At 42.0% G+C, this 21,534-nt stretch carries 12 protein-coding genes and 1 pseudogene; 12 read left to right on the top strand and 1 reads right to left on the bottom strand.

What is annotated here, in order from left to right; translation table 11 throughout:
* Positions 1-180: pseudogene (locus H5200_RS20750) on the top strand (IS630 family transposase); the annotation flags it as partial.
* A gap of 142 nt (positions 181-322) precedes the next feature.
* Here the strand turns inward: H5200_RS20750 and H5200_RS20745 are convergent.
* Positions 323-1,948, bottom strand: coding sequence for an alpha-glucosidase family protein (locus H5200_RS20745; RefSeq protein ID WP_182762461.1), 1,626 nt, complete (start codon positions 1,946-1,948; stop codon positions 323-325).
* A gap of 722 nt (positions 1,949-2,670) precedes the next feature.
* On the opposite strand from H5200_RS20745, the gene H5200_RS20740 reads away from it, so the two are divergent.
* From H5200_RS20740 to H5200_RS20690, 11 genes are all read left to right on the top strand, one after another.
* Positions 2,671-5,421 (top strand): TonB-dependent receptor, encoded by a 2,751-nt coding sequence (locus H5200_RS20740; protein ID WP_182762460.1) that lies wholly within the window; start codon positions 2,671-2,673, stop codon positions 5,419-5,421.
* 104 nt (positions 5,422-5,525) lie between these two features.
* Positions 5,526-7,037: a tryptophan halogenase family protein gene (locus tag H5200_RS20735; RefSeq protein ID WP_182762458.1), complete on the top strand. Its 1,512-nt coding sequence runs from the start codon at positions 5,526-5,528 to the stop codon at positions 7,035-7,037.
* Position 7,038: 1 nt separating this feature from the next.
* Positions 7,039-8,526, top strand: coding sequence for a tryptophan halogenase family protein (locus tag H5200_RS20730; RefSeq protein ID WP_182762456.1), 1,488 nt, complete (start codon positions 7,039-7,041; stop codon positions 8,524-8,526).
* Between the two features lie 52 nt (positions 8,527-8,578).
* Positions 8,579-10,384, top strand: a complete 1,806-nt coding sequence (locus H5200_RS20725) for a glycoside hydrolase family 13 protein (RefSeq protein ID WP_182762463.1) — start codon at positions 8,579-8,581, stop codon at positions 10,382-10,384.
* Positions 10,385-10,507: 123 nt separating this feature from the next.
* Positions 10,508-12,400 carry an alpha-amylase family protein gene (locus tag H5200_RS20720; protein ID WP_182762454.1) on the top strand — a complete coding sequence of 631 codons (1,893 nt, stop codon included), beginning with the start codon at positions 10,508-10,510 and terminating at the stop codon, positions 12,398-12,400.
* Positions 12,390-13,874 carry an MFS transporter gene (locus tag H5200_RS20715; RefSeq protein WP_149982795.1) on the top strand — a complete coding sequence of 495 codons (1,485 nt, stop codon included), beginning with the start codon at positions 12,390-12,392 and terminating at the stop codon, positions 13,872-13,874. The genes H5200_RS20720 and H5200_RS20715 overlap by 11 nt, the downstream gene beginning before the upstream one ends.
* 14 nt (positions 13,875-13,888) lie before the next feature.
* Positions 13,889-16,294: a glycoside hydrolase family 15 protein gene (locus tag H5200_RS20710; protein WP_182762452.1), complete on the top strand. Its 2,406-nt coding sequence runs from the start codon at positions 13,889-13,891 to the stop codon at positions 16,292-16,294.
* Between the two features lie 86 nt (positions 16,295-16,380).
* Positions 16,381-18,093: an alpha-amylase family glycosyl hydrolase gene (locus H5200_RS20705; protein ID WP_182762451.1), complete on the top strand. Its 1,713-nt coding sequence runs from the start codon at positions 16,381-16,383 to the stop codon at positions 18,091-18,093.
* 558 nt (positions 18,094-18,651) lie between these two features.
* A complete protein-coding gene (locus H5200_RS20700; RefSeq protein WP_182740087.1) occupies positions 18,652-19,488 on the top strand; it encodes a tyrosine-type recombinase/integrase in 837 nt (278 codons plus the stop codon).
* On the top strand, positions 19,485-20,573 hold the full coding sequence (locus tag H5200_RS20695) for an IS91 family transposase (protein ID WP_182740088.1): 1,089 nt from the start codon (positions 19,485-19,487) through the stop codon (positions 20,571-20,573). Before H5200_RS20700 ends, H5200_RS20695 begins: the two co-directional genes overlap by 4 nt.
* A gap of 328 nt (positions 20,574-20,901) precedes the next feature.
* Complete coding sequence (locus tag H5200_RS20690; RefSeq protein WP_182719700.1) at positions 20,902-21,309, top strand: OsmC family protein; 408 nt, start codon at positions 20,902-20,904, stop codon at positions 21,307-21,309.
* Positions 21,310-21,534 lie beyond the last annotated feature (225 nt).

Here is a 21,534-nt window from a genome sequence, read left to right as displayed (position 1 = left end):
CCGGAGTTAAATCCAATAGAGCAAGTATGGAGTTGGATACGGCAACACTGTTTATCTAATCGTGTGTTTAGTGGTTATGAAGAAATAGTCGAACAGGTTTCGCAAGCGTGGAATAAATTCATTTCAGTCCCAGATACGGTTAAAAGCAAATGCTCTAGAGACTGGATAAAATTGACTTAATCTTTATGCAGATTGGTATTATTTAAAGAACTATAGTTGATAAAGAATCAAAAAATCGGCCACAATATAGATTATGACCGATTACTCTTTTTCGAAAAGGAAATTACAATCTTGCAAATCCCTTTTATATTACTAAAAAATATTAACTAACGGCTGCGTAAAAACAACCAAAACCGGGTAGGGTAAGGGTTTGTTTATCTAAGCTGCCATTGTGATGATTCAGTTCTGAATGTGGCACAATATCAGTGTGTTCAATGTTGAGGCTTGTAGGCTCTTGCGCTAGGTTAAATACGCACAACATAGTTTGGCCTGCAAAACGACGGTAAAAAGCTAACAATGGCTCAGGGGTATTAATAAATTCAATATCGCCTTCGAGTAAGATAGCTTGTTGCTTACGCCATGTCATAAAATGGCGGAACGCATTTAGAATCGAATCACTATCGCTATCTTGTTTGCTTACAGTCTGGTGTTTGTGGTTTTCGTCAACAGGTAACCAAGGTTTCGTTGCAGAAAATCCGGCCTGTTCACCGTCATCATTATGCCATGGCATAGGCGTACGACAGCCATCTCGGCCTTTAAAGTTTGGCCAAAAAGTTATCCCATATGGGTCTTGTAAGTCTTCAAACGCCACACTTGCTTCACCAAGACCTAGCTCTTCACCTTGGTACATACATACACTACCGCGCAATGAAGCGAGTAGGGCGGTAAGCATTTTACACTGCGCAGGGTTTACTTCACCATTGTTACTCCAACGACTAGCAACACGTTCTACATCATGGTTACTAAAGGCCCAGCAAGGCCAGCCTTCTGTCATTCGTTCTTCCAATGTCTTAACCGTTGTACGAATATACTCACTGCTATAATCATTGGTTAGTAGCTCAAAACTGTAACCCATATGCAGTTTATCGCCACCGGCGGTGTATTCAGCCATAGTAGCAAGTGAATCCTCGGATGATATTTCACCCAAAGACACGGTACCAGGATATTTGTCTAACAGGGTACGAATATCTTGCATAAAGCTAATATTTTCAGGTTGGGTATTATTATAATGGTGATACTGAAAAGCATACGGATTATCTTCGCTAAAACCACGGCCTTGGCGTTTTTCTGGCGGTTTAGCTGGGTTATCACGTAGCTGTGCATCGTGATAACAAAAGTTAATTGCATCTAGGCGAAAACCATCTACCCCTTTTTTAAGCCAAAACTCAACATTATCTAATACTGCTTGACGTACATCTGGATTATGAAAATTAAGATCCGGTTGTTCAGTAAAAAAGTTGTGTAAATAATACTGGCCACGACGCGGCTCCCATTGCCAAGCAGGGCCACCAAAAATTGAAAGCCAGTTGTTTGGCTGGGTGCCATCTGGTTTTGCATCAGCCCATACATACCAATCAGATCTGGCGTTAGTTTTGTCTTCTCGGCTATCTAAAAACCATTGATGTTGGTCTGATGTGTGGCTCAATACTTGATCAATAATAATTTTAATATCGCGTTGATGAGCTTGTGCAATGAGCTCGTCAAAGTCATTAAGATCGCCAAAAAGAGGGTCTACGTCACGATAATCGCTGATATCATAGCCAAAGTCTTTCATTGGTGATTTAAAAAATGGTGAGATCCAAATAGCATCAACACCCAGACTTTTAATATAGTCTATCCGGCTGATGATCCCTTTTAAATCACCAATGCCGTCACCGTTGGTATCTTGAAAACTGCGCGGATAAACCTGATAAATCACGGCACCCTTATACCACTGCTGTTGAGCCATTTTTTTCTCCATCGTGACAACACTCCCCATTTTACCCTAGCAATTATTACTGTTTAGAAATGGTGTGTTCGTAATCTTGTTAGCAGTTCGATTAAAGCAAACTACGTTATTTTTTAAAAAGCATACGTGAAGGGCTTGATACTGTAAAAAGGATGCATACGTATGCATGCTAAATAGATCGCTTTGATAAGGAAAACAGCTTCTGAAAAACCTATTAACAAAGGTATGTGAGCGGCAAATAGATGTTTACCAATTCTCGTTTTCGTATCATTAACAAAGTAGCAAATCCAACTTGGTGCATATTATATGGGTTCTGTAGCGTTATGGTGCAGCGCCATTAATGGTCTTACCAATTGGCATTTTGTGAGGGGGGCGATCGGGACTCGAATGCAAAGTGTGAATGCACTAATAATTAAGGTATTAAACTGTAAATCGCCGCGCTGAAGGAGCTCGATGCAGTACATATTTCTTTTATAAAATAGAAAGATCAATTGCCCGCTCTTTATACCTATAAAAACAAGGTGTTGCCATTATTTGTGTGAATTTTTTGTTAACTTTGTTGGTTTTGTACTAGCCTGAATACGTATGCATAAAGTTGTTAAAAAAATAAGGCGGGCGTTAATATTCATCCTGACAACAAAATAGCTAACAAATGGTTTGCTTCTATCACAAGCAACTCGCTAAAAGTTAGTAATATAAAATTGGGTAACGGGAAACACATCATGTCTATGTTCAAACCAAGTATATTAACAATTGCACTTGCAACCGCAGGCTTAACTAGCATGTCAGGTTTTGCAGCTGAGCAACAAACAACTGCGAATGAAGATTTAGAAGTCATTGAAGTGAAAGGTTTTCGTCGTAGTTTAATTCAAGCTATTGACACTAAGCGTTTCAGCAGCTCAGTAGTAGAGGCAATCTCAGCAGAAGATATTGGTAAGTTACCAGATTCGTCTATTGCAGAATCAATTGCGCGTCTACCTGGTCTTGCCGCGCAACGATTAGATGGCCGTGCAAGTTCAATTACTATTCGTGGTATGGGCGAAGACTTTAGTACCACAACATTTAATGGTCGTGAGCAAGTATCGATTGGTGATAACCGTGGTGTTGAATACGACTTATACCCGTCAGAAGTGATCAGCGAAGTTGTTGTATACAAAACGCCAGACGCATCTTTAACGACTCAAGGGATTGGCGGTACCGTTGATTTACGCTCTACGCGTCCTCTCTCAGCCGGTGAACAATCAATTACTGCAAATGTGCGTTTTGAACAAAACGAAATGGATGCAGTTAATCCAGAAATGGATAATAAAGGTTATCGTGGTTCGTTTGGTTATGTAGATCAATTTGCTGACGATACCATTGGTGTTGCATTTGCTTATGCCCACATGGAATCACCAAATCAAGAACAACGCTGGAATGCATGGGGTTATGATCCAAGTGGTGCTGACGGCAATTTACGTTTACAGGGCGCTAAGCCTTATGCACGTTCATCAGAGCTAACAAGAGATAGCTTTTTAGGTGTGCTTGAATTTGCACCATCAGATAAACTGCATATTACCGCCGATGCGATGTATGTTGATTTTGAAGATAAGCAAATATTACGAGGCATAGAGCTGCCATTAAATTCAGGTCGTGCAGATACAAATTATGAAACGTTAGCCACCAATGGTGGCGTTGTTACTCAAGGCCAAGTTAATAATATTAAAACCTTAGTTCGTAATGACGTAAACTTCAGGACTGCTGATTTACTCGCGCTTGGTTTTAACGTTGAATACGATATAAACGATAGTTGGCAAGTGGCTGCTGATGTGAGTTATTCAAAGGTTGAACGTGATGTCTGGGGTCTTGAAAGCTATGCAGCGACAGGACGTGGTGACAACGAAGGCCTTGGTGATAACCTACAATACAGCCTTGACAGTGGTATGGCTGGCGCCATTTTTACCCCTACACTTGATTATTCAGACCGCGATTTATTTCAACTGGGCGCAGCACGTACTTGGGGGAGTAGTGCTGTTGGTGGCGATGGTCAAGATGGCTTTTTAAATAGACCACATGTTGAAGATGAATTAGCATCATTAAAGCTCAGTGCAAAAACGTTTATTGAAAATAGTCCGATAAGCCAAGTTGAATTTGGTGTTAACTACAGCAGCCGTGAAAAAGATAAACAAGATACCGGTGAGTACCTGCGCCTCAAGCAGTATCCTGAAATGGTGCGTATCCCAGATGAATATTACCTAGGCTCAGTATCACTTGATTTTATTGGTATGGGTGACATGATTGCATATGATTCGTTAGCCCTATACAACAGCGGCGCGTACGATTCATTTAATCAAGCTGATACTGATACAGGCCGTTGGGCAAATATTTGGACTGTACAAGAGGATATTTTAACTGCCTATGTTAAAGCTGATTTAGATACTGAATTGTTTGGTTTACCTGCACGCGGCAACGTGGGCTTGCAAATTGTAAATACAGATCAAAGCTCTGACGGTTATGCGGTTGATTCAGATCCGGATACAGGCCTTGTCCGTGTACAATCGAATAGAGCAGGCGACAAGTATACTGAATTTTTACCAAGCTTGAACTTGAACTTATCGTTGACTGAAGATCAAATGCTACGCTTTGGTTTAGCTCGTACAATGTCGCGTTCACGTATGGATCGTATGAATGCAAGTAACAGCTACAGCTTTGATGCGGCAAAAAACAACGTTACAACACCACCGACTAATCTAGAAAATTCACCGTGGAGTGCAAGTGGCGGTAACCCAAGTTTGCGTCCTGTTATTGCTAATCAAATCGACTTATCGTATGAGTATTACTTTAGTGCGGAAGGTTATTTTGCAGCTGCTTTATTTCATAAAGACATAGAAGATTGGCAGTTCAACACGCAAATAGTGGGTGATTTTGCTGATGTCGATACACCTAATGGTGAAGTGCCGATCACTAACCAAGGTCTAGTGAGCGCATGGGATAACGTAGGCGATGCAAAAGTATCAGGCCTTGAGTTAACAGCGACATTACCAGGTAATATACTCAGCGATAGCCTTGAAGGCTTTGGTACAGTTATTAGCGCTACCTTTTTAGATTCTTCGCTTGATAACCTCAATGGTGAGAAAGAAGAAATTCCAGGTCTATCAGATAAAGTTTATAACTGGACACTTTATTATGAAAACTACGGTTTTCAAGCACGTGTGAGTATGCGTTACCGCTCTGACTTCTTAGGTGAAGTAAATGGTCTATCATTAGCAAGAACAACGGTCGTTGTTGCAGAAGAGACTATCTGGGATGCCCAAATTGGTTACGATTTCTCTGAGTCTAGCATTGAAGCATTACAAGGTCTTACTGTATCGCTACAAGCACAAAACTTAACTGATGAGCCGTTTGTAACTTATCATGACGGCAATAAAGCAACGGTACGTGATTATCAAAGCTATGGGGCTAATTATTTATTAGGCTTTGCTTATAAATTTTAATTAAATATACCCAAGTCAGTATGATTCAGTTGTATTAAACGCGATTGAGACAAGATACTAGGGATCTCAATAGAGATCCCTTTTTTATTTGTGAGGAGTGATAAATGAAAGCGATAGAAAAAATTGTTATCTTAGGCGGCGGCAGTGCAGGTTGGATGACCGCTGCGATGTTAGCAAAAGTGTTTTCTAAGCAGCTATCAATCACTTTAATAGAATCACCCGATATTCCAACTGTTGGTGTAGGGGAGGCAACTATCCCTGCGATACAGACTTTCAACAATGTCTTGGGGCTTGATGAACACGTTTTTTTAAAGCGCACTCAAGGCACTTATAAACTTGGTATTCAATTTGAAAATTGGGGCCAACAAGGCGATAGTTACCAGCATGCATTTGGTGATATTGGCAGAGGGCTTGGGATCACCCCATTTCATCACTTTTGGCTCAAAAGCAACCAAAGCAAAACAACGCAAACCTTATGGGACTTCAGTGTTAATGCGATTGCGGCAAACCATAATAAATTCCACCCAAATCCACAGATTGGTAAAACGCCTTTAGCTGGGCTTACTTATGCTTATCACTTTGATGCGGGCAAATACGCAAAGTTATTACAAGAGTTTGCAATTGCGCAAGGTGTAGAATATCTCAGTGGTACGATGGAGTCTGTAAAATTAGACGATAATGGCTTGATTAAAACACTTGAACTCAGTGATGAACAAACCATAAAAGGTGATTTTTTTATTGATTGCAGCGGCTCCAGTGCACGCTTGATTGAACAGGCGTTGGGGGTTAAATACCAAAGTTATCAGCATTGGCTTTTCTGTGATCGTGCAATTGCAGTGCAAACTAAACCGCTGAAAAATACGCCGCCATTTACTCGTTCGATTGCAAAAGATGCCGGGTGGCAATGGCAAATTCCGCTGCAAAATAGAGTGGGGAATGGGCTGGTATATAGCAGCCAATTTATGAGTGCTGAACAAGCTGAACAACAGTTATTAAATAGTTTAGAAACTGAGACCATAACGGCCCCAAAACATATTAAGTTCACGCCAGGAAGACGCGAACAGCAGTGGTTTAAAAACTGTTTAAGTATTGGTTTATCTAGTGGCTTTTTAGAACCTTTGGAATCTACCAGCTTACATTTAATACAAACCAGTATAGCTCGGTTTATTAAGTTATTTCCGGCGCACCCTGATTGTGAGTTATCGGCGCATGCTTATAATTTACAAGCCAAAAATGAATTTGAAAAAATTCGTGATTTTATTATTTTGCATTACGCTGTTAATCAAAAGCAGTCTCCATTTTGGCAACGGTGTGGCGCTATGACATTACCTGACTCATTACAGCAACGTATTGCACTATTTAAACGAACAGGCACGCTTTCAATACAAGCAGATGAACTTTTTTCAGAGGTTGCTTGGCTACAAGTTTTAATTGGACAAGGGATCAGACCACAAAGTTATCACCCGCTCGCACGTGTAATTTCAGATTCTGAGCTTGGTGAGTTCTTATCCAATATAGCGACTATCCAACAGCAATACGTTACTCACTTACCAACACATGAGCAATATTTACAGCGATTTTGTCGTGGTTCAGAGTTAGCAAAAGGCCAAATCTAGTATGAATATTATTATTGTTGGTGGTGGTACAGCAGGGTGGATGGCTGCTAATTTATTAAATCATTCTCTCACTGATACCCATGTCACTTTAATTGAATCACCAACAATTGCGCCTATTGGTGTTGGTGAAGGCTCGACTGCGCAGTTAAAACAATTCTTCGATACATTAAATATTAGCGAAAGTGAGTGGATGCCTCAATGCAATGCAACCTACAAACTGGGGATTGAATTTAAAGATTGGTCTACCCATCCAGGTCATGAGCAGTATTTTCACTCATTTTATGGGCAGACGGATTTACATACACAGCAGCAATTTATAAAAAGTTGTTTGTTAAAACGTCAAGGTGTAGCGATTGATGCACATCCCGACAGCTATTTTTTAGCAGCCTACTTAGCTAAGCAACAGCGTGGGCCACATACTCAAGCGGACTTTCCATTTCAGCAAAGTTATGGTTATCATTTTGACTCGGGACTGCTTGGGCTATTTTTAGCTAATAGAGCAACAAGCAAAGGTGTTAAGCACCTAAAAAGCACCATAGCGCAGGTTGAGCTTGATTCTGCAGGCAACATCAAGCAGCTTGTTCTTGATGAAAACAGTGATGGACAGCAGTGTATTGCAGCTGATTTTTTTATCGATTGTAGTGGTTTTAAAGGATTGCTTATTCAGCAAGCATTAGCCGTACCTTGGCTTAGTTTTAAAGAAAATCTATTTAACGACAGTGCTATTGTACTGCCGACAATGAGTAATCAATTACAAGCCTCGCAAACAACTTCAACCGCATTAAAATATGGATGGCAATGGGCTATTCCGCTTACCAATCGTATTGGCAATGGTTATGTTTACAGCCAAGACTTTTGCAGTGCTGATGAAGCAGAAACAGAACTTAGAACCAAACTCGGCTTACTCAATTGCGATGTACCTGCACGTAAGCTAACAATGAAAGTAGGACGAGTTAAGCAACATTGGTATAAAAACTGTTTAGCTGTAGGTTTATCGCAAGGCTTTATTGAACCTCTTGAAGCAACTGCTTTACATTTAGTGCAGCAAACAATCGAATCGTTTATCGCATGTTTTGAGCATAACCGACCGAGTGAAGTAAAACGTGATCCGTTCAATATGCAAATTAATAACCGTATAGAAGGTATTCGCGATTATATTGTATGTCACTATCGCGCCTCCAATCGGCGAGATACAGAGTATTGGCAAGCAAATGGTCAAAATGAAATGCTATCAGCCTCGCTAAAAAATATTTTTCAGTGCTGGTTATCGCGTAATGATTTAACCGGCGAAATTGCCCATCAAGGGATTGAAAACTACTATTCAAGTCTGTCGTGGCATACCTTATTGAGCGGTTATGGCGTCTTCCCTCCTAGCGTTGCTAAGCCAAGTTATACGCAACAACAGCAAATTAAAGAGCTTTATAATTTTAACCATCAGTGTGCAAGCCATTTTAGAGCGCTTACACCCATCATCCCGCAGCAAAAATAATCAGGATATTAATATGAGACTATCAAAAAGCGCATTACTGTTAGTAACAGTAATGCTGAGTTTTCAGCTGCACGCAAAAATGCGCGTTGAGCCACAAAACTGGTGGGTTGGTATGCAAAATAATGCCTTGCAAATTATGCTGCATGATCAAGGTATTGCTAAGCAACAATGGCAATTAGCATCTTACTCAGGGGTGAGTTTAAAAAGTGTAACTAAAACCGATAACCCAAATTACGTTTTTTTAAATATTGAAATCAATCCAAGCGCAAAGCCAGGTGTTTTAGTGTTTAGCAGCAAATCAGGGGAGCGTTTTGAGTATCAATTGCATGCACGTAAAGCTAATAGCAGTAAACGTAACGGTTTTGATAGCAGTGATACCATTTACTTAATTAATCCGGATCGCTTTGCTAATGGCGATAGCAGCAACGACACAGTAAAAGGAATGCTTGAGGCTGCAAATCCAATTGAGCGAGGTGGGCGTCACGGTGGCGACATTCAAGGTGTGATTAACGCACTGCCGTATTTGCAAAAACTGGGCGTAACCCAGCTTTGGTTAACACCACCGCTTGAAAATGATATGCCCAGCTACTCTTATCACGGTTATGCAATTACCGATTTTTACACTATCGACCCACGCATGGGCTCAAATGAGTTATATCGCGAGTTATCAGCCAAAGCGAAACAACACGGTATTGGTATAGTGATGGACCTAGTGCTTAATCACTTTGGCTCTGAGCATGAATGGATGACAGATAAACCCACAACAGATTGGATCAATTTTAATGGCGAGTTTGCAAACGGTAAACATGCTACCAGCCATGCTCGTCAAACCATTCAAGACCCACATGCAAGTGAGTTTGATAAACGCCAGTTCAGCGATGGGTGGTTTGTAGCCACAATGCCGGATCTAAACCAGCGGCAACCGCTATTAGCAAACTACCTTATGCAAAATGCTATTTGGTGGATTGAATACGCCGACTTAAGCGGTATTCGCGTTGATACCTATTCATATTCAGACAAAGCCTTTTTAGCTGACTGGACTAAAGCCATAATGACTGAGTATCCCGCTTTTAATATTGTTGGCGAAGAGTGGACCACCAATCCTGCGATTGCTTCATATTGGCAAGCAGGAAAGGTAAATAACGACGGCTATACCTCAAGCTTACCAAGCGTGATGGATTTTTCATTACAAGAGTCACTTATTCAAGCACTTAATGAAGAGGAGAGTTGGAACACTGGCTGGGTAAAAGTGTATCAATCAATCGCCAATGACTTTTTATACCCAAATCCAGACAACTTGCTCGTGTTTGCCGATAACCACGATATGAGCCGAGTTTACACTCAGCTTAAGCAAGATCTTGCTAAAACGAAAATGGCGATGACTATGTTGCTTACCACTCGTGGTATTGCACAAATGTATTATGGCACCGAAGTATTGCTTGATAATACGGGCAGTAATGATCACGGTGATATCCGTATTGATTTCCCCGGTGGTTTTAAAGGTCAGCCAAGTAATGCTTTTACAGGACAAGGGTTATCAGATGAGCAGCGTGATATGCAGCAAACCATCACCACCTTACTTAATTTTAGAAAGCAAAGCCCAGCAATAGCGCAAGGTAAACTGGTTCATTTTAGTCCTAAATCAGGTATATACAGTTACGCGCGGATAAGTGAACAGCAAACTTTGTTGGTGTTTTTAAATAAAAATACCGCAGCAAAAAACTGGTCATTAGCGTATCTGCAAGAGGTTATTGGGCAATACAAAAAGGCTGTGAGTCTTTTTACTGAACAGCAAATAAATATAACAGATACAGTGACCTTAGCGCCTATGAGTGCAACGGTATTAATAATTGAATAAAGCCTGTGTGAATACGTATGCAGCCGCTGTCAGTCAGTGGCAGTTCACTTTAGTATTAAATTTATAATAAAAATGACGTTTAAATGACAACCCATTAAAACGTCAGATCTAAGTAAGAACATTATGACAACAAATAAAACCACAATTAGTACATTCAAATATGGCTCATGGGTATTAGCTAGTAGCTTGTTATTGTCGAGCTGCTCAGATGAGCCCACAACCCCCAGTACTGACAAAAAGGTAGCTGAACAAGTTAACGAGCATTCAAAGCCGGTTGTGTATCAGGTATTCACGCGCTTATTTGGTAATACGCAAACAGCCAATATTCCGTGGGGAACCAAAGAGCAAAATGGCGTAGGCACATTTAGTGACTTTAATGATACTGCTTTAAGTGGCATTAAAGAACTTGGTACCACCCATATTTGGTATACCGGCGTGTTACACCATGCTTTGGTCGGCGATTACAGCCAATATGGAATTAGCCAAGATGACCCGGATGTAGTGAAAGGCCGTGCCGGCTCGCCGTATGCAATTAAAGATTATTACGATGTAAACCCAGATTTAGCCATTAATCCAGAGCGCCGCCTCGAAGAGTTTGCTGCATTAATTGAGCGCACCCATCGACACGGTATGAAAGTGGTCATTGATATTGTGCCAAATCATGTGGCGCGTCATTATCAATCAACCGCTAAACCCGCTGGAGTTAAAGATTTTGGTGAGCAAGATGACACCAGCGTAGAGTATGCCCGCGATAATAACTTTTATTACGTTACTGGGCAGTCATTTCAAGTACCAACCAGTGAAAACTACCAAGTGCTAGGCGGTAATGCCCACCCACTTGCTGATAACTTATTTGCTGAAACGCCTGCAAAATGGACTGGTAATGGTGCCCGTGCTGCTAAGCCTGATATAAACGACTGGTACGAAACAGTTAAAGTAAATTATGGCGTAAAACCTGACGGTAGTTATGACTTTCCAACTCTGCCCGATGAGTATGCTACTAAAGATTTACGCGCGCACTTTGAGTTTTGGCAGGATAAAGAGTTGCCAAACAGCTGGTATAAGTTTCGTGATATCGCGCTATATTGGCTCGATAAAGGCGTAGATGGCTTTCGCTATGATATGGCCGAAATGGTACCAGTAGAGTTTTGGAGCTTTCTAAACTCATCAATCAAGATGCACAACCCAGAGGCATTTTTACTAGCCGAGGTATACAATCCCGCACTATATCGCCCGTATATCCAGCAAGGAAAAATGGATTACTTGTACGATAAAGTCGGCTTTTACGACACCTTAAAAGCTGTTATGCAAGGCACGCAACCGGCAGACACTATTTTTAATGCTCAGCAAAAAGTGGCTGACATAGAGCAGCATATGCTGCACTTTTTAGAAAACCATGACGAACAACGTATCGCCAGCCCTGACTTCGCAGGTAGTAGTGAAAAGGGCAAACCCGCATTAGTAGTATCAAACCTTATTAGCCGTGCGCCAACACTATTATATTTTGCTCAAGATGTGGGAGAAGATGGCTCTGAAGATGCCGGCTTTGGCAAACCAACTCGCACCAGTATTTTTGACTACATTGGCGTGCCAGTGCATCAAGCGTGGATGAACAACGGCAAGTTTGATGGTGCTTTATTAACACCGGCACAAGGTCAATTACGTGAATATTACAAAGCCGTTATGGCGTTGAGTAAACATCCAGCAGTTGTAGCTGGTGACATGCAACCACTGATGGTTACTGGCAGCGAAAAAGTTGCTGCGTTTAGCCGCAGTATCGGTAATCAACAAATTTGGGTGGTGAGTAATTTTGCTGAGCAAGTCAGTCAGATCAGTATTGATATTCCACTTAACACACTGACGCAAAATACCAGCGAAAAATTACAATTGCTTGATTTGCTAGAGGCGAATCAAAACGCCGAGCTAACTATTACAGCTGAGCAGGCACACATTAGTTTAACTTTAAATGCGCTTAGCAGTGCAGTATTAACCACTGGAGCTCATAATGAAAAATAACAAACCAGATTTAAGTTTTTGGCAAATATGGAACATGTGCTTTGGCTTTTTAGGCATTCAATTTGGCTTTGCACTGCAAAACGGTAATGTAAGCCGAATATTTCAAACCCTTGGGGCTAATGTAGATGACATTCCTATTTTGTGGGTAGCAGCACCACTCACAGGGTTAATTGTACAGCCAATTATTGGTTACTGGAGCGATAAAACCTGGGGCAAATTAGGCCGCCGTCGTCCGTTTTTTTTATACGGCGCTATTTTAACCACATTATCGTTATTTATTATGCCAAACTCACCAACACTTTGGATTGCAGCGGGCATGTTATGGATCATGGATGCATCGATTAACGTCACCATGGAACCATTTCGCGCCCTTGTAGGCGATAATCTACCAAACAAACAGCGTGCTACTGGCTATGCAATGCAAAGCTTTTTTATAGGCGTAGGCGCCGTGGTTGCTTCTGCACTCCCTTGGATGATGACGAACTGGTTTGATATTGCCAACACTGCCGCAGCAGGGCAAATTCCTGATTCAGTAAAGTACTCATTTTACTTTGGTGCAGTTGTATTGCTGGTCGCAGTAGGCTGGACAATTATAACCACCAAAGAATATTCACCTGAAGAATTGGCCGCATTTAATCAACAAGAGCAAACTGCGGCTGAACAGGCTGTATCTGCACAAATTAACTTTAGTAAAGGCGGCAGTGTATTTACTGTGTTAGGCCTTGCTGTGCTTGGTTTAGTCATGGGATTAAACCTAGAAAAAGAGCTGTACCTATTGGCAGCTGGCTTAGTGAGTTTTGGCGTTATTCAATTTATTGCAGCCGCACTACAGGCAAAAAACCACACCAGCGGTGGCTTTTACCAAGTCGTTAACGATGTATTCACCATGCCAGAGGCGATGAAACAACTTGCTTGGGTACAGTTTTTTAGCTGGTTTGCATTATTTGCCATGTGGATTTACACCACCTCAGCGGTAACCAGTTTTCATTATGGTAGCAGCGACACAAGTTCAGCGGCGTATAACAATGGTGCAGACTGGGTGGGTATTTTATTTGCGGCTTACAACGGTTTTGCTGCATTGGCGGCTTTATGTATCCCGATCATCGTTAAGCGTGTTGGTTTAAAACTAGCGCATGCACTTAACCTTATTTTAGGTGCGTTAGGTTTGGCGAGCTTTATGTTTATACAAGATCCGAGCTTACTTATTTGGCCAATGATAGGTATTGGTTTTGCGTGGGCGTCTATTTTGTCATTGCCTTACGCCATGTTAAGTACCTCAGTACCGAGTCATAAAATGGGTGTGTATATGGGAATATTTAACTTTTTTATTGTGATCCCACAATTATTAGCCGCCAGTGTCCTTGGCCTGATACTTCGTCACTTTTTCCAAAATCAACCTATTTACGCATTGATGCTAGGTGCTGTGTCTTTTGTACTTGCAGCGGTTGCCGTACTGCGTGTTAAACAGTCTTAATTTAAGGGGCTAAAATGAAAAAATATAACCTAATTACCGCGACAATATTGGCCGCAGGCCTTGTCGGTTGTGGCGTGCAAAATACGCAAACTAGTGCAGTAGCGCAAACATCAGTGAGTGCCCCAGGCGCACCAGGCGAAGCCCCATTTTGGGCATACGCAGGCAAAACTGGGATAGGCACGTCTTTTGAGCAATATCAAAATGGCCATTACAGTGACGACGCGCCAACCGCTAAAGTGTCAAAAGTATGGTTTTCGATTGCTAAAGGGATGATCACCGAAACTATGTTTGGGCTTATTCATCAAGCGCAAATTAAAGACATGCAATTTGTTGTAGTCGGAAAAGATTTTACAGTCACCGAAGCTGACGATTTAGACGTTACCATTGATTACTTATACAAAGACGATAAAGGCCGCCCGTTATCATTAGCATACAAAGTAGTAAGCAAAGATAAGCAAGGTCGTTTTAGCCTCGAAAAACATATATTTACCGATCCAGACGGTCAAAGCTTATTTGTACGCAGTATTTTTAATACCCAGCTTGACGGTGTAAAAGCATTTGTAACAGTTAACCCGTATATAAACAACAACGGCTTAGATGACTTTGCAAAAACCACCGAGCAAGGGTTGGTAGCGTGGCAGGGCGAAAATTACTTGTCATTGCAAGGTGCAAAGCCATTTAAACAAACAAGTGTCGGTTTTACGGGCGTGAGTGATGGTTTAACTGAGCTTAAAACAACCCAGCAATTAGCAACTGTGTATAAAAATACGGGTGAGCAATCGGGTAACGTAAGCTTACTTGCTGAGCTGGGTGAGATTGGTAAAAACAGTCAATTCGATTTAAGCCTAAGCTTTGGTAAAAACCAGCAAGCAAGCTTTAAAGAGGGCCAAGCTACGCTAGCCAAAGGGTATCAAGCTGTACTTGATAACTACAACGGCAAAGGCGAAGCCCTAGGTTGGCAAGATTACCTACAAAGCCTTGCACCACTTAATACCATGAGCGAGCAAACAGCTGATAACGGTAAACTGCTGTATACCAGCGCCATGGTTTTAAAAGCTCAGGAAGATAAAACCCATGCAGGCGCGCTCATTGCGTCTTTATCAAACCCGTGGGGTGAAACCGTATCGGCGAAAACCGGCTCTACCGGTTACAAAGCGGTATGGGTGCGCGACTTTTATCAAGTTGCCATGGCATTTATGGCCATGGGCGATAATGCGACTGCTAAAACCGCATTTGAATACCTTGAAAAAGTACAAGTAAACAGCAAAACCCAGGGCAACAAAGGCGACACAGGGTGGTTTTTACAAAAAACACACGTAGATGGCGAACTTGAATGGGTAGGCGTACAGCTAGACCAAACCGCTATGCCTATTATGCTAGCGTGGAAACTTCATCAGTCAGATGTGTTAAGTGATGCTGAGCTAACTGATTGGTATACCCGCATGTTAAAACCGGCCGCTGACTTTTTGGTAGACGGTGGGCGCGCTAAAATCCTATGGAACGACATGCAAATAACCCCACCTGCGACTCAACAAGAGCGTTGGGAAGAGCAAGAAGGGTATTCACCATCAACCACCGCTGCTGTTATTGCCGGTTTAATTACCGCCGCTGATATTGCAAAAATGGCAGGTGATGAGGTGAATGCTAAACGCTACCTTGCAACAGCAAAAAGTTACAACGCCGATATAGAAAGCATGATGTTTACCACCGAAGGTAATTTAGAATCAAACGCATCAGACGGCGAGTATTTTATACGTATTGGCCAAGACAAAGACGCCAATTCAAATACTAAAATTAACGCCAATAATGGCCGTGAAGGTTTTAATAAAAAGCAAATTCTCGATGGTGGATTTTTCGAGCTCGTTCGCTATGGTGTACGTGATGCACTAGCGCCCAGCATAGTAAAAACACTCCCAGAATATGATGACGAAACCCTAACAGATAACCTACAAGTTAAATACAGCTTTGAGTTTACTGATGGCAGCGGCACATTTGCAGGATACCGCCGCTATGGTAACGACGGGTACGGTGAAGACGAAGTAACTGGCGCTAACTATGCGCAAGGTGGAAAAAATAGCCCAGGGCAACGTGGGCGAGTTTGGCCATTTTTTACCGGTGAACGGGGCCATTATGAAATTGCCGCCGCAAATGCTAATAATACCTTAGATGCAACAAAACAACAGGCTATTAAAAATAGCTATGTAAAAGGGCTAGAGCAATTTGCTAACGAAGGCATGATGCTACCAGAACAAGTATGGGATGGCGTAGGCGTAAATAAAGCAGGATACACGTTAGGCGAGGGTACAAACTCGGCCACACCACTGGCGTGGACGCATGCTGAATACGTGAAGCTAGTGCGCTCATTAAGTGACAAGCAAGTATGGGATCATTACCCAGTGGTAACTAAAGCACTAAAATAACCGCAAACTATCCGCAGTTCAGGTTAATTAACATAGCCGTAGTAAAATACGGCTAAGTTATTTATTACAATAATAACGAGGCTGAAATGAAAACATTTACCTTGAGCGCATTAGCATTAGCAATCATGCTAACAGGCTGCCAAAGCGCACCATCATTAAATAACAACACGAATAACACCGAAACATCGCAATTAAATACTAAACAACAAGCAAGCCCGTGGTGGGAAAGCGCCATTTTTTACCAAATTTGGCCACGCAGCTTTTACGATAGCGATGCTGATGGTCATGGCGACTTTAACGGTATGACCCAAAAGCTCCCGTATTTACAAGAGCTCGGCGTAAATGCACTGTGGTTAACCCCCATGTTTGAAGCACCGTCGTATCATGGCTATGATTTTACTGAATTTTACCAAGTAGAAAACGACTACGGCAGCATGGCCGAGTTTGAAGCCTTTATAAAAGCCGCTGATGATAAAGGCATGAAAGTCATACTTGATTTAGTTATAAACCATATATCAAGTAACCATGAATGGTTTCAGCGTTCAGCAAAACAACAAGCCCCTTATGCTGATTACTTTATTTGGCGCGACGATATGCCAAAAGCCGGTAGCGGTTGGGGCCACGCATGGAGTAATAACGACCAACCCGACGCAGTATGGCATTGGAATGAAACCCGCCAGCAGTATTACTATGGTGCGTTTGGAGCAAGCCAACCTGATTTAAATTTACGCCACCCTGATGTTATTGCCGAAATGGAAAAAATGGCCAAGTTTTGGCTTGATAAAGGGGTTGCTGGCTTTAGGTTAGACGCTGTACGCTTTGCCATGGAAAGCGGCGGCAATACACAGGCCGACACAGACGAAACCATAGCTTACTGGCAGCACTTTAATCAGTATGTAAAAAGTGTAAACCCTGAGGCATATTTGGTGGGTGAAGCCTGGGCAGATATTCCTGTGGCGGCAAAATACTACGGCGAAGGTAAAGGGCTTGATCAGGGCTTTGATTTTGAAGTGGGCTATAAAATCCTTGGCTTATTAAAGCCAGGCGCCAGTGGCGAAGCGCAATTTGGCACCATGCAGTCTAACCAGCAAAAAAATACGGTTGATGCCAATGTGCTCAAACAAAATATACAGCAACGTATTGACTCGAGCGCACCACTTGACTTTTTTGCGCCGTTTTTAACCAATCACGACCAAGAGCGAGTGGCTTATCAGCTAGCAGAGCAAGACGATAAAGCAAAACTTGCCGCCGCCATGTTATTTAGCTCCCCTGGCACACCGTATATTTATTACGGCGAAGAAATTGGCTTAACACAAGGTGGCACAGGTCACGACGTTTATAAACGCGCGCCAATGCAATGGGACAACAGCAGTCAAGCCGGTTTTACCAAAGCTAAAACCAGTTGGGTTGAACAAAGTGAATTATTTGGTAAAGACTTTACCAGCTGGTGGCCTGAATTTTTAGCCGAGCAGCTTAGCGCAGGCGATCGCAATGTAAAAACGCAACAAGCAGACTCTGATTCACTTTGGCGTTTATATCAGCACTTAATTTCGCAGAAAAAACAGCGCCCAGAGCTGGGTATTAAAGGCAGTTATGAATTAACGCAACACGACAACGGCCTAGTTGAAATAACCCGCGAGTTAAACGGCAGTAAAAGTATGTTTATTCTTAATTTAACCGCTAACCCGCAAAGCATCAGCGGTATAAAATGTCAGGGGTTAACGCCTAGCTGGCAACACGACCTCAATGACGAACAACTCGCTGGCTATGGTTTGTTTTTACTAAACAACACATTGTAAATAAAATTCACCCATTGGGGCTAACATACGTTAGCCCCTTTTGGTTAAAGTGCTTTTATTGAATTACCTCAAAATTATAGCGCATTTTAATGAGTTATAAGCAGCATAACTTCTTCTTACGTCATTGCACTAATCATGAAAATGAATATAAGATGCAATCCACCTCAGGTAGGTGTCCACGGTACGTAATGAATACTGACGTACCAACATATAATCAGCGATATAATTTAAAAATGGGGAGCGCGTTTTCATGTCATCACCAATAGTCATGCTGTATATGTGTACAGTGTAGTTGTTTGGCTCCCATATTCAAGAAAATGAGCGACGAGCGCATTTTCTCTTTTCTGAATATCTTTAGTACCAATAAAAAATTATAGTTGGCAATACATTAAGTTATTTGTTAAAAATAGATTTATTAATACATGAGCGTGACATCGGCAGAAAGATGCGCGACGCGCGCACTATAAAATTGTTGAACTAAGCCGCTACGCGGAGATCCTATTCTGACCATTTGAGCCACACTTACCTTGGGGTTATCCCATAACTTGGAGGTAAGTCATGAATACACTCATTGAACAAGTCAAAACTGAAATAGCCTATCGAGGTTATTCGCAAAGTACATGTAAAAGCCACTGTGAACATTTACTTAAACTCAGTCACTATTTTAATAAACCGCTTGACTCGATTACGGATGACGAGCTTAACGCCTTTTTTAACGATCCCGCTATTCGTAAACTTTCTAGAGCAAGTCAGAAAATACAAATAAACAGTATTTGGTTCTTGTTTAAGAATATTTTACATCGGCCATTGAACTTAGATATTGCACTGCCAAAAGCGAAGTCGCGCGGACCTACCTATTTATCACGTGATGATATGCGGCGGCTGATAGAAAGCTGTACGGATGATATGCGACTAAAAACGTTAATAGTGGTTTGCTATGGGTGCGGTTTACGTATTGGCGAATTGTTACGTATCAAAGTGCAAGACATCGATGGCCAGCGTAAAACCATTTTAATTGAACAAGGTAAAGGGGATAAGTCACGGTATGTTGTAGTTTCAGATAGCGTACTAAACCAATTACGCAGTTACTGGAAAATGTATCACCCAACGGGTTGGATGTTTTACTCGCGATTGTTAATGGATAAACCTATGTCAGCATCGACCTTCAGGAAGCCATTGAGAAAACACGCACAAGCGTGTGGTTTAAAACACTGTAATCCACATGCACTACGCCATGCTTATGCAACACATCAACTTGAATCAGGAATGCCACTTCATCAATTGCAACATCAGCTTGGTCATAGTGATATTAAAACGACACAAAGTTACTTACACTGGTTACCTGAGTTAGGGCATGGCGGCATTGATTTGCTTGCGAGTTGGAGTAAACAATGAGCGCTTTGCACCTCGCTGATATTTTAAACTCAAATCTTGAGAATTATCGGCAACATCATACGATGAGCTATCAACAACTGCGTGTCTGTCAGCACCTTCAATCATGCAGAACAGGTCAGCTCGGTTATCAAGCATGGCAATGTGATAGCTGTGGGGAGTCGCAGCAGATTGGGTGTAGTTGTCGAGACCGTCACTGTCCGCGTTGCCAAGGCATGGCCACGGCTAAGTGGGTGCGAAGACAGCAAGAGGATTTATTACCGTGTCGGTATTTCCACCTTGTTTTTACGCTCCCTCATGAGTTGAATATCATTGCTCACTATAACCCAAGTGTGTTGTACCAGTGTTTGTTTAAAGCCGTATGGCAAACGCTGTGTAAATTTGCGAAACGAAAGATGCATGGCCAGTTAGGCATGACAAGCGTACTGCATACATGGGGGCAGAACTTAAGTCAGCATATCCACTTGCATTGTTTGATACCCGCAGGTGCACTTGAAAAAACGCACTGGCATGAAATAGAAAAAGACTATTTATACCCCGTAAAAGCGTTATCAACAGTCTTTAGAGGAAAAATGCTGGCGGCGCTCAATGAATGCGATAGTTCATTCGCGAAGATAAACACGCCAACCAAATGGTGCGTGTATAGCAAAGCCTGTTTAACGTACAGTGAAAAGCTAGTTAGTTACCTTGCTCGTTATACCCGAAAAGGCGTGATGTCAGAATCACGATTAGTGTCAGTGAATGAGCAGTCAGTGAGCTTTAAATATCGCGATTATGCAGATAACAACCGCGATAAAGTAATGACACTGAGTTGTGATGAATTTTTACGGCGCTACTTACAACATGTATTGCCGAAAGGGTTTATGCGCATTCGCCACTATGGTTTTTTAGCTAATGCGTGTCGTAAGCGAAAGTTAGCCCTGATAAGGGCTCATGTATCCACCGCATGCAAAGCGGTGAAGCCCAAAACAGAGCAAGAACCATTGATACCGTATTGGCCTTGTCAGTCATGTAAGGTTGGTATCTTACGGTTTATTGGTGTGATAACCTCAGATATTTCGACGAATGAAATAGTTCGAACGAGTTAGCGGCCTAGCTTGCTGCATTAAATCAATGAGTTAACCTGCTTAACTGCTCAGGCTACTCGCGATTGTGCGTGAGAAAAAGATCATTGCTTAACGGTGAAACATTAGGTTTAATAGGTGCATAATAAACGCTGAGTAACGCAGGGATAGCTTAGATACGATAGACACGCCAGTAAAGTTGGCTTGATATCGCTTAGGCCATAAAAAGCAAATTCCCATAGCATAAGTAACACCTCAGTCCAACAAGCGATTATGCAACACAAACTGCGTGTCGCATAAATACTAAAATGTTAGTGCAATCAGCGAGAGTCACATCAAAAAGTAGGGAAGTATGAGTATTAATATAAAATGGAATGGTGATTGTCGCTTTGAAGTGTCAACTGAAGGCGGCTTTACGTTTAATGTTGACGCTACAAGTGAGAAAGCCCCTTGTCCAACGGAAGTTTTATTGTCGGCTTTAGGTTCATGTAGTGCTACGGATGTCGTCTTGTTACTACAAGATCAAGGTTTTGAAGTTAAAGGCCTAGAAAATACGGTTACTTTTGCACTAACGGAATCAGAACCTCGTTTATATAAATCGGCAAACTTACACTTTACAGTAAATGGCAGTGGTTTTAAGGAATCTGACATTTTGCGAGCAGCTCAAAATGCGGTGGAAAAGCATTGTCATGTTTGTCTTATGTTGAGCCCTACGATCGATATCACTTGTTCAGCTGAAGTGGGTAAAAATTGCACTTAATCGGGTAGCCGGAGGTCTCTAACCTCCAGCCCCCACACCACCCATCATGCGGGTCCGCAATGGGCGGTTCACCTCCCGTAATGAATATTGATCCAAATATCTCTCAGTGACACTAAACCTTTTGACGCTAAATAGTCATTGCCTAGCGCAATGTTAATTCCTTTTGTTTTTGAGCTTCGACAAGGCCCCTTGCTGGTGATACCACATGCTATGGCTAGTCTCTCA

It is taken from the genome of Pseudoalteromonas sp. SG43-7 (assembly GCF_014164295.1).
In the GTDB taxonomy this organism is placed as follows: Bacteria; Pseudomonadota; Gammaproteobacteria; order Enterobacterales; family Alteromonadaceae; genus Pseudoalteromonas; species Pseudoalteromonas rhizosphaerae.
This window is presented reverse-complemented; position numbering and strand designations above follow the sequence as displayed.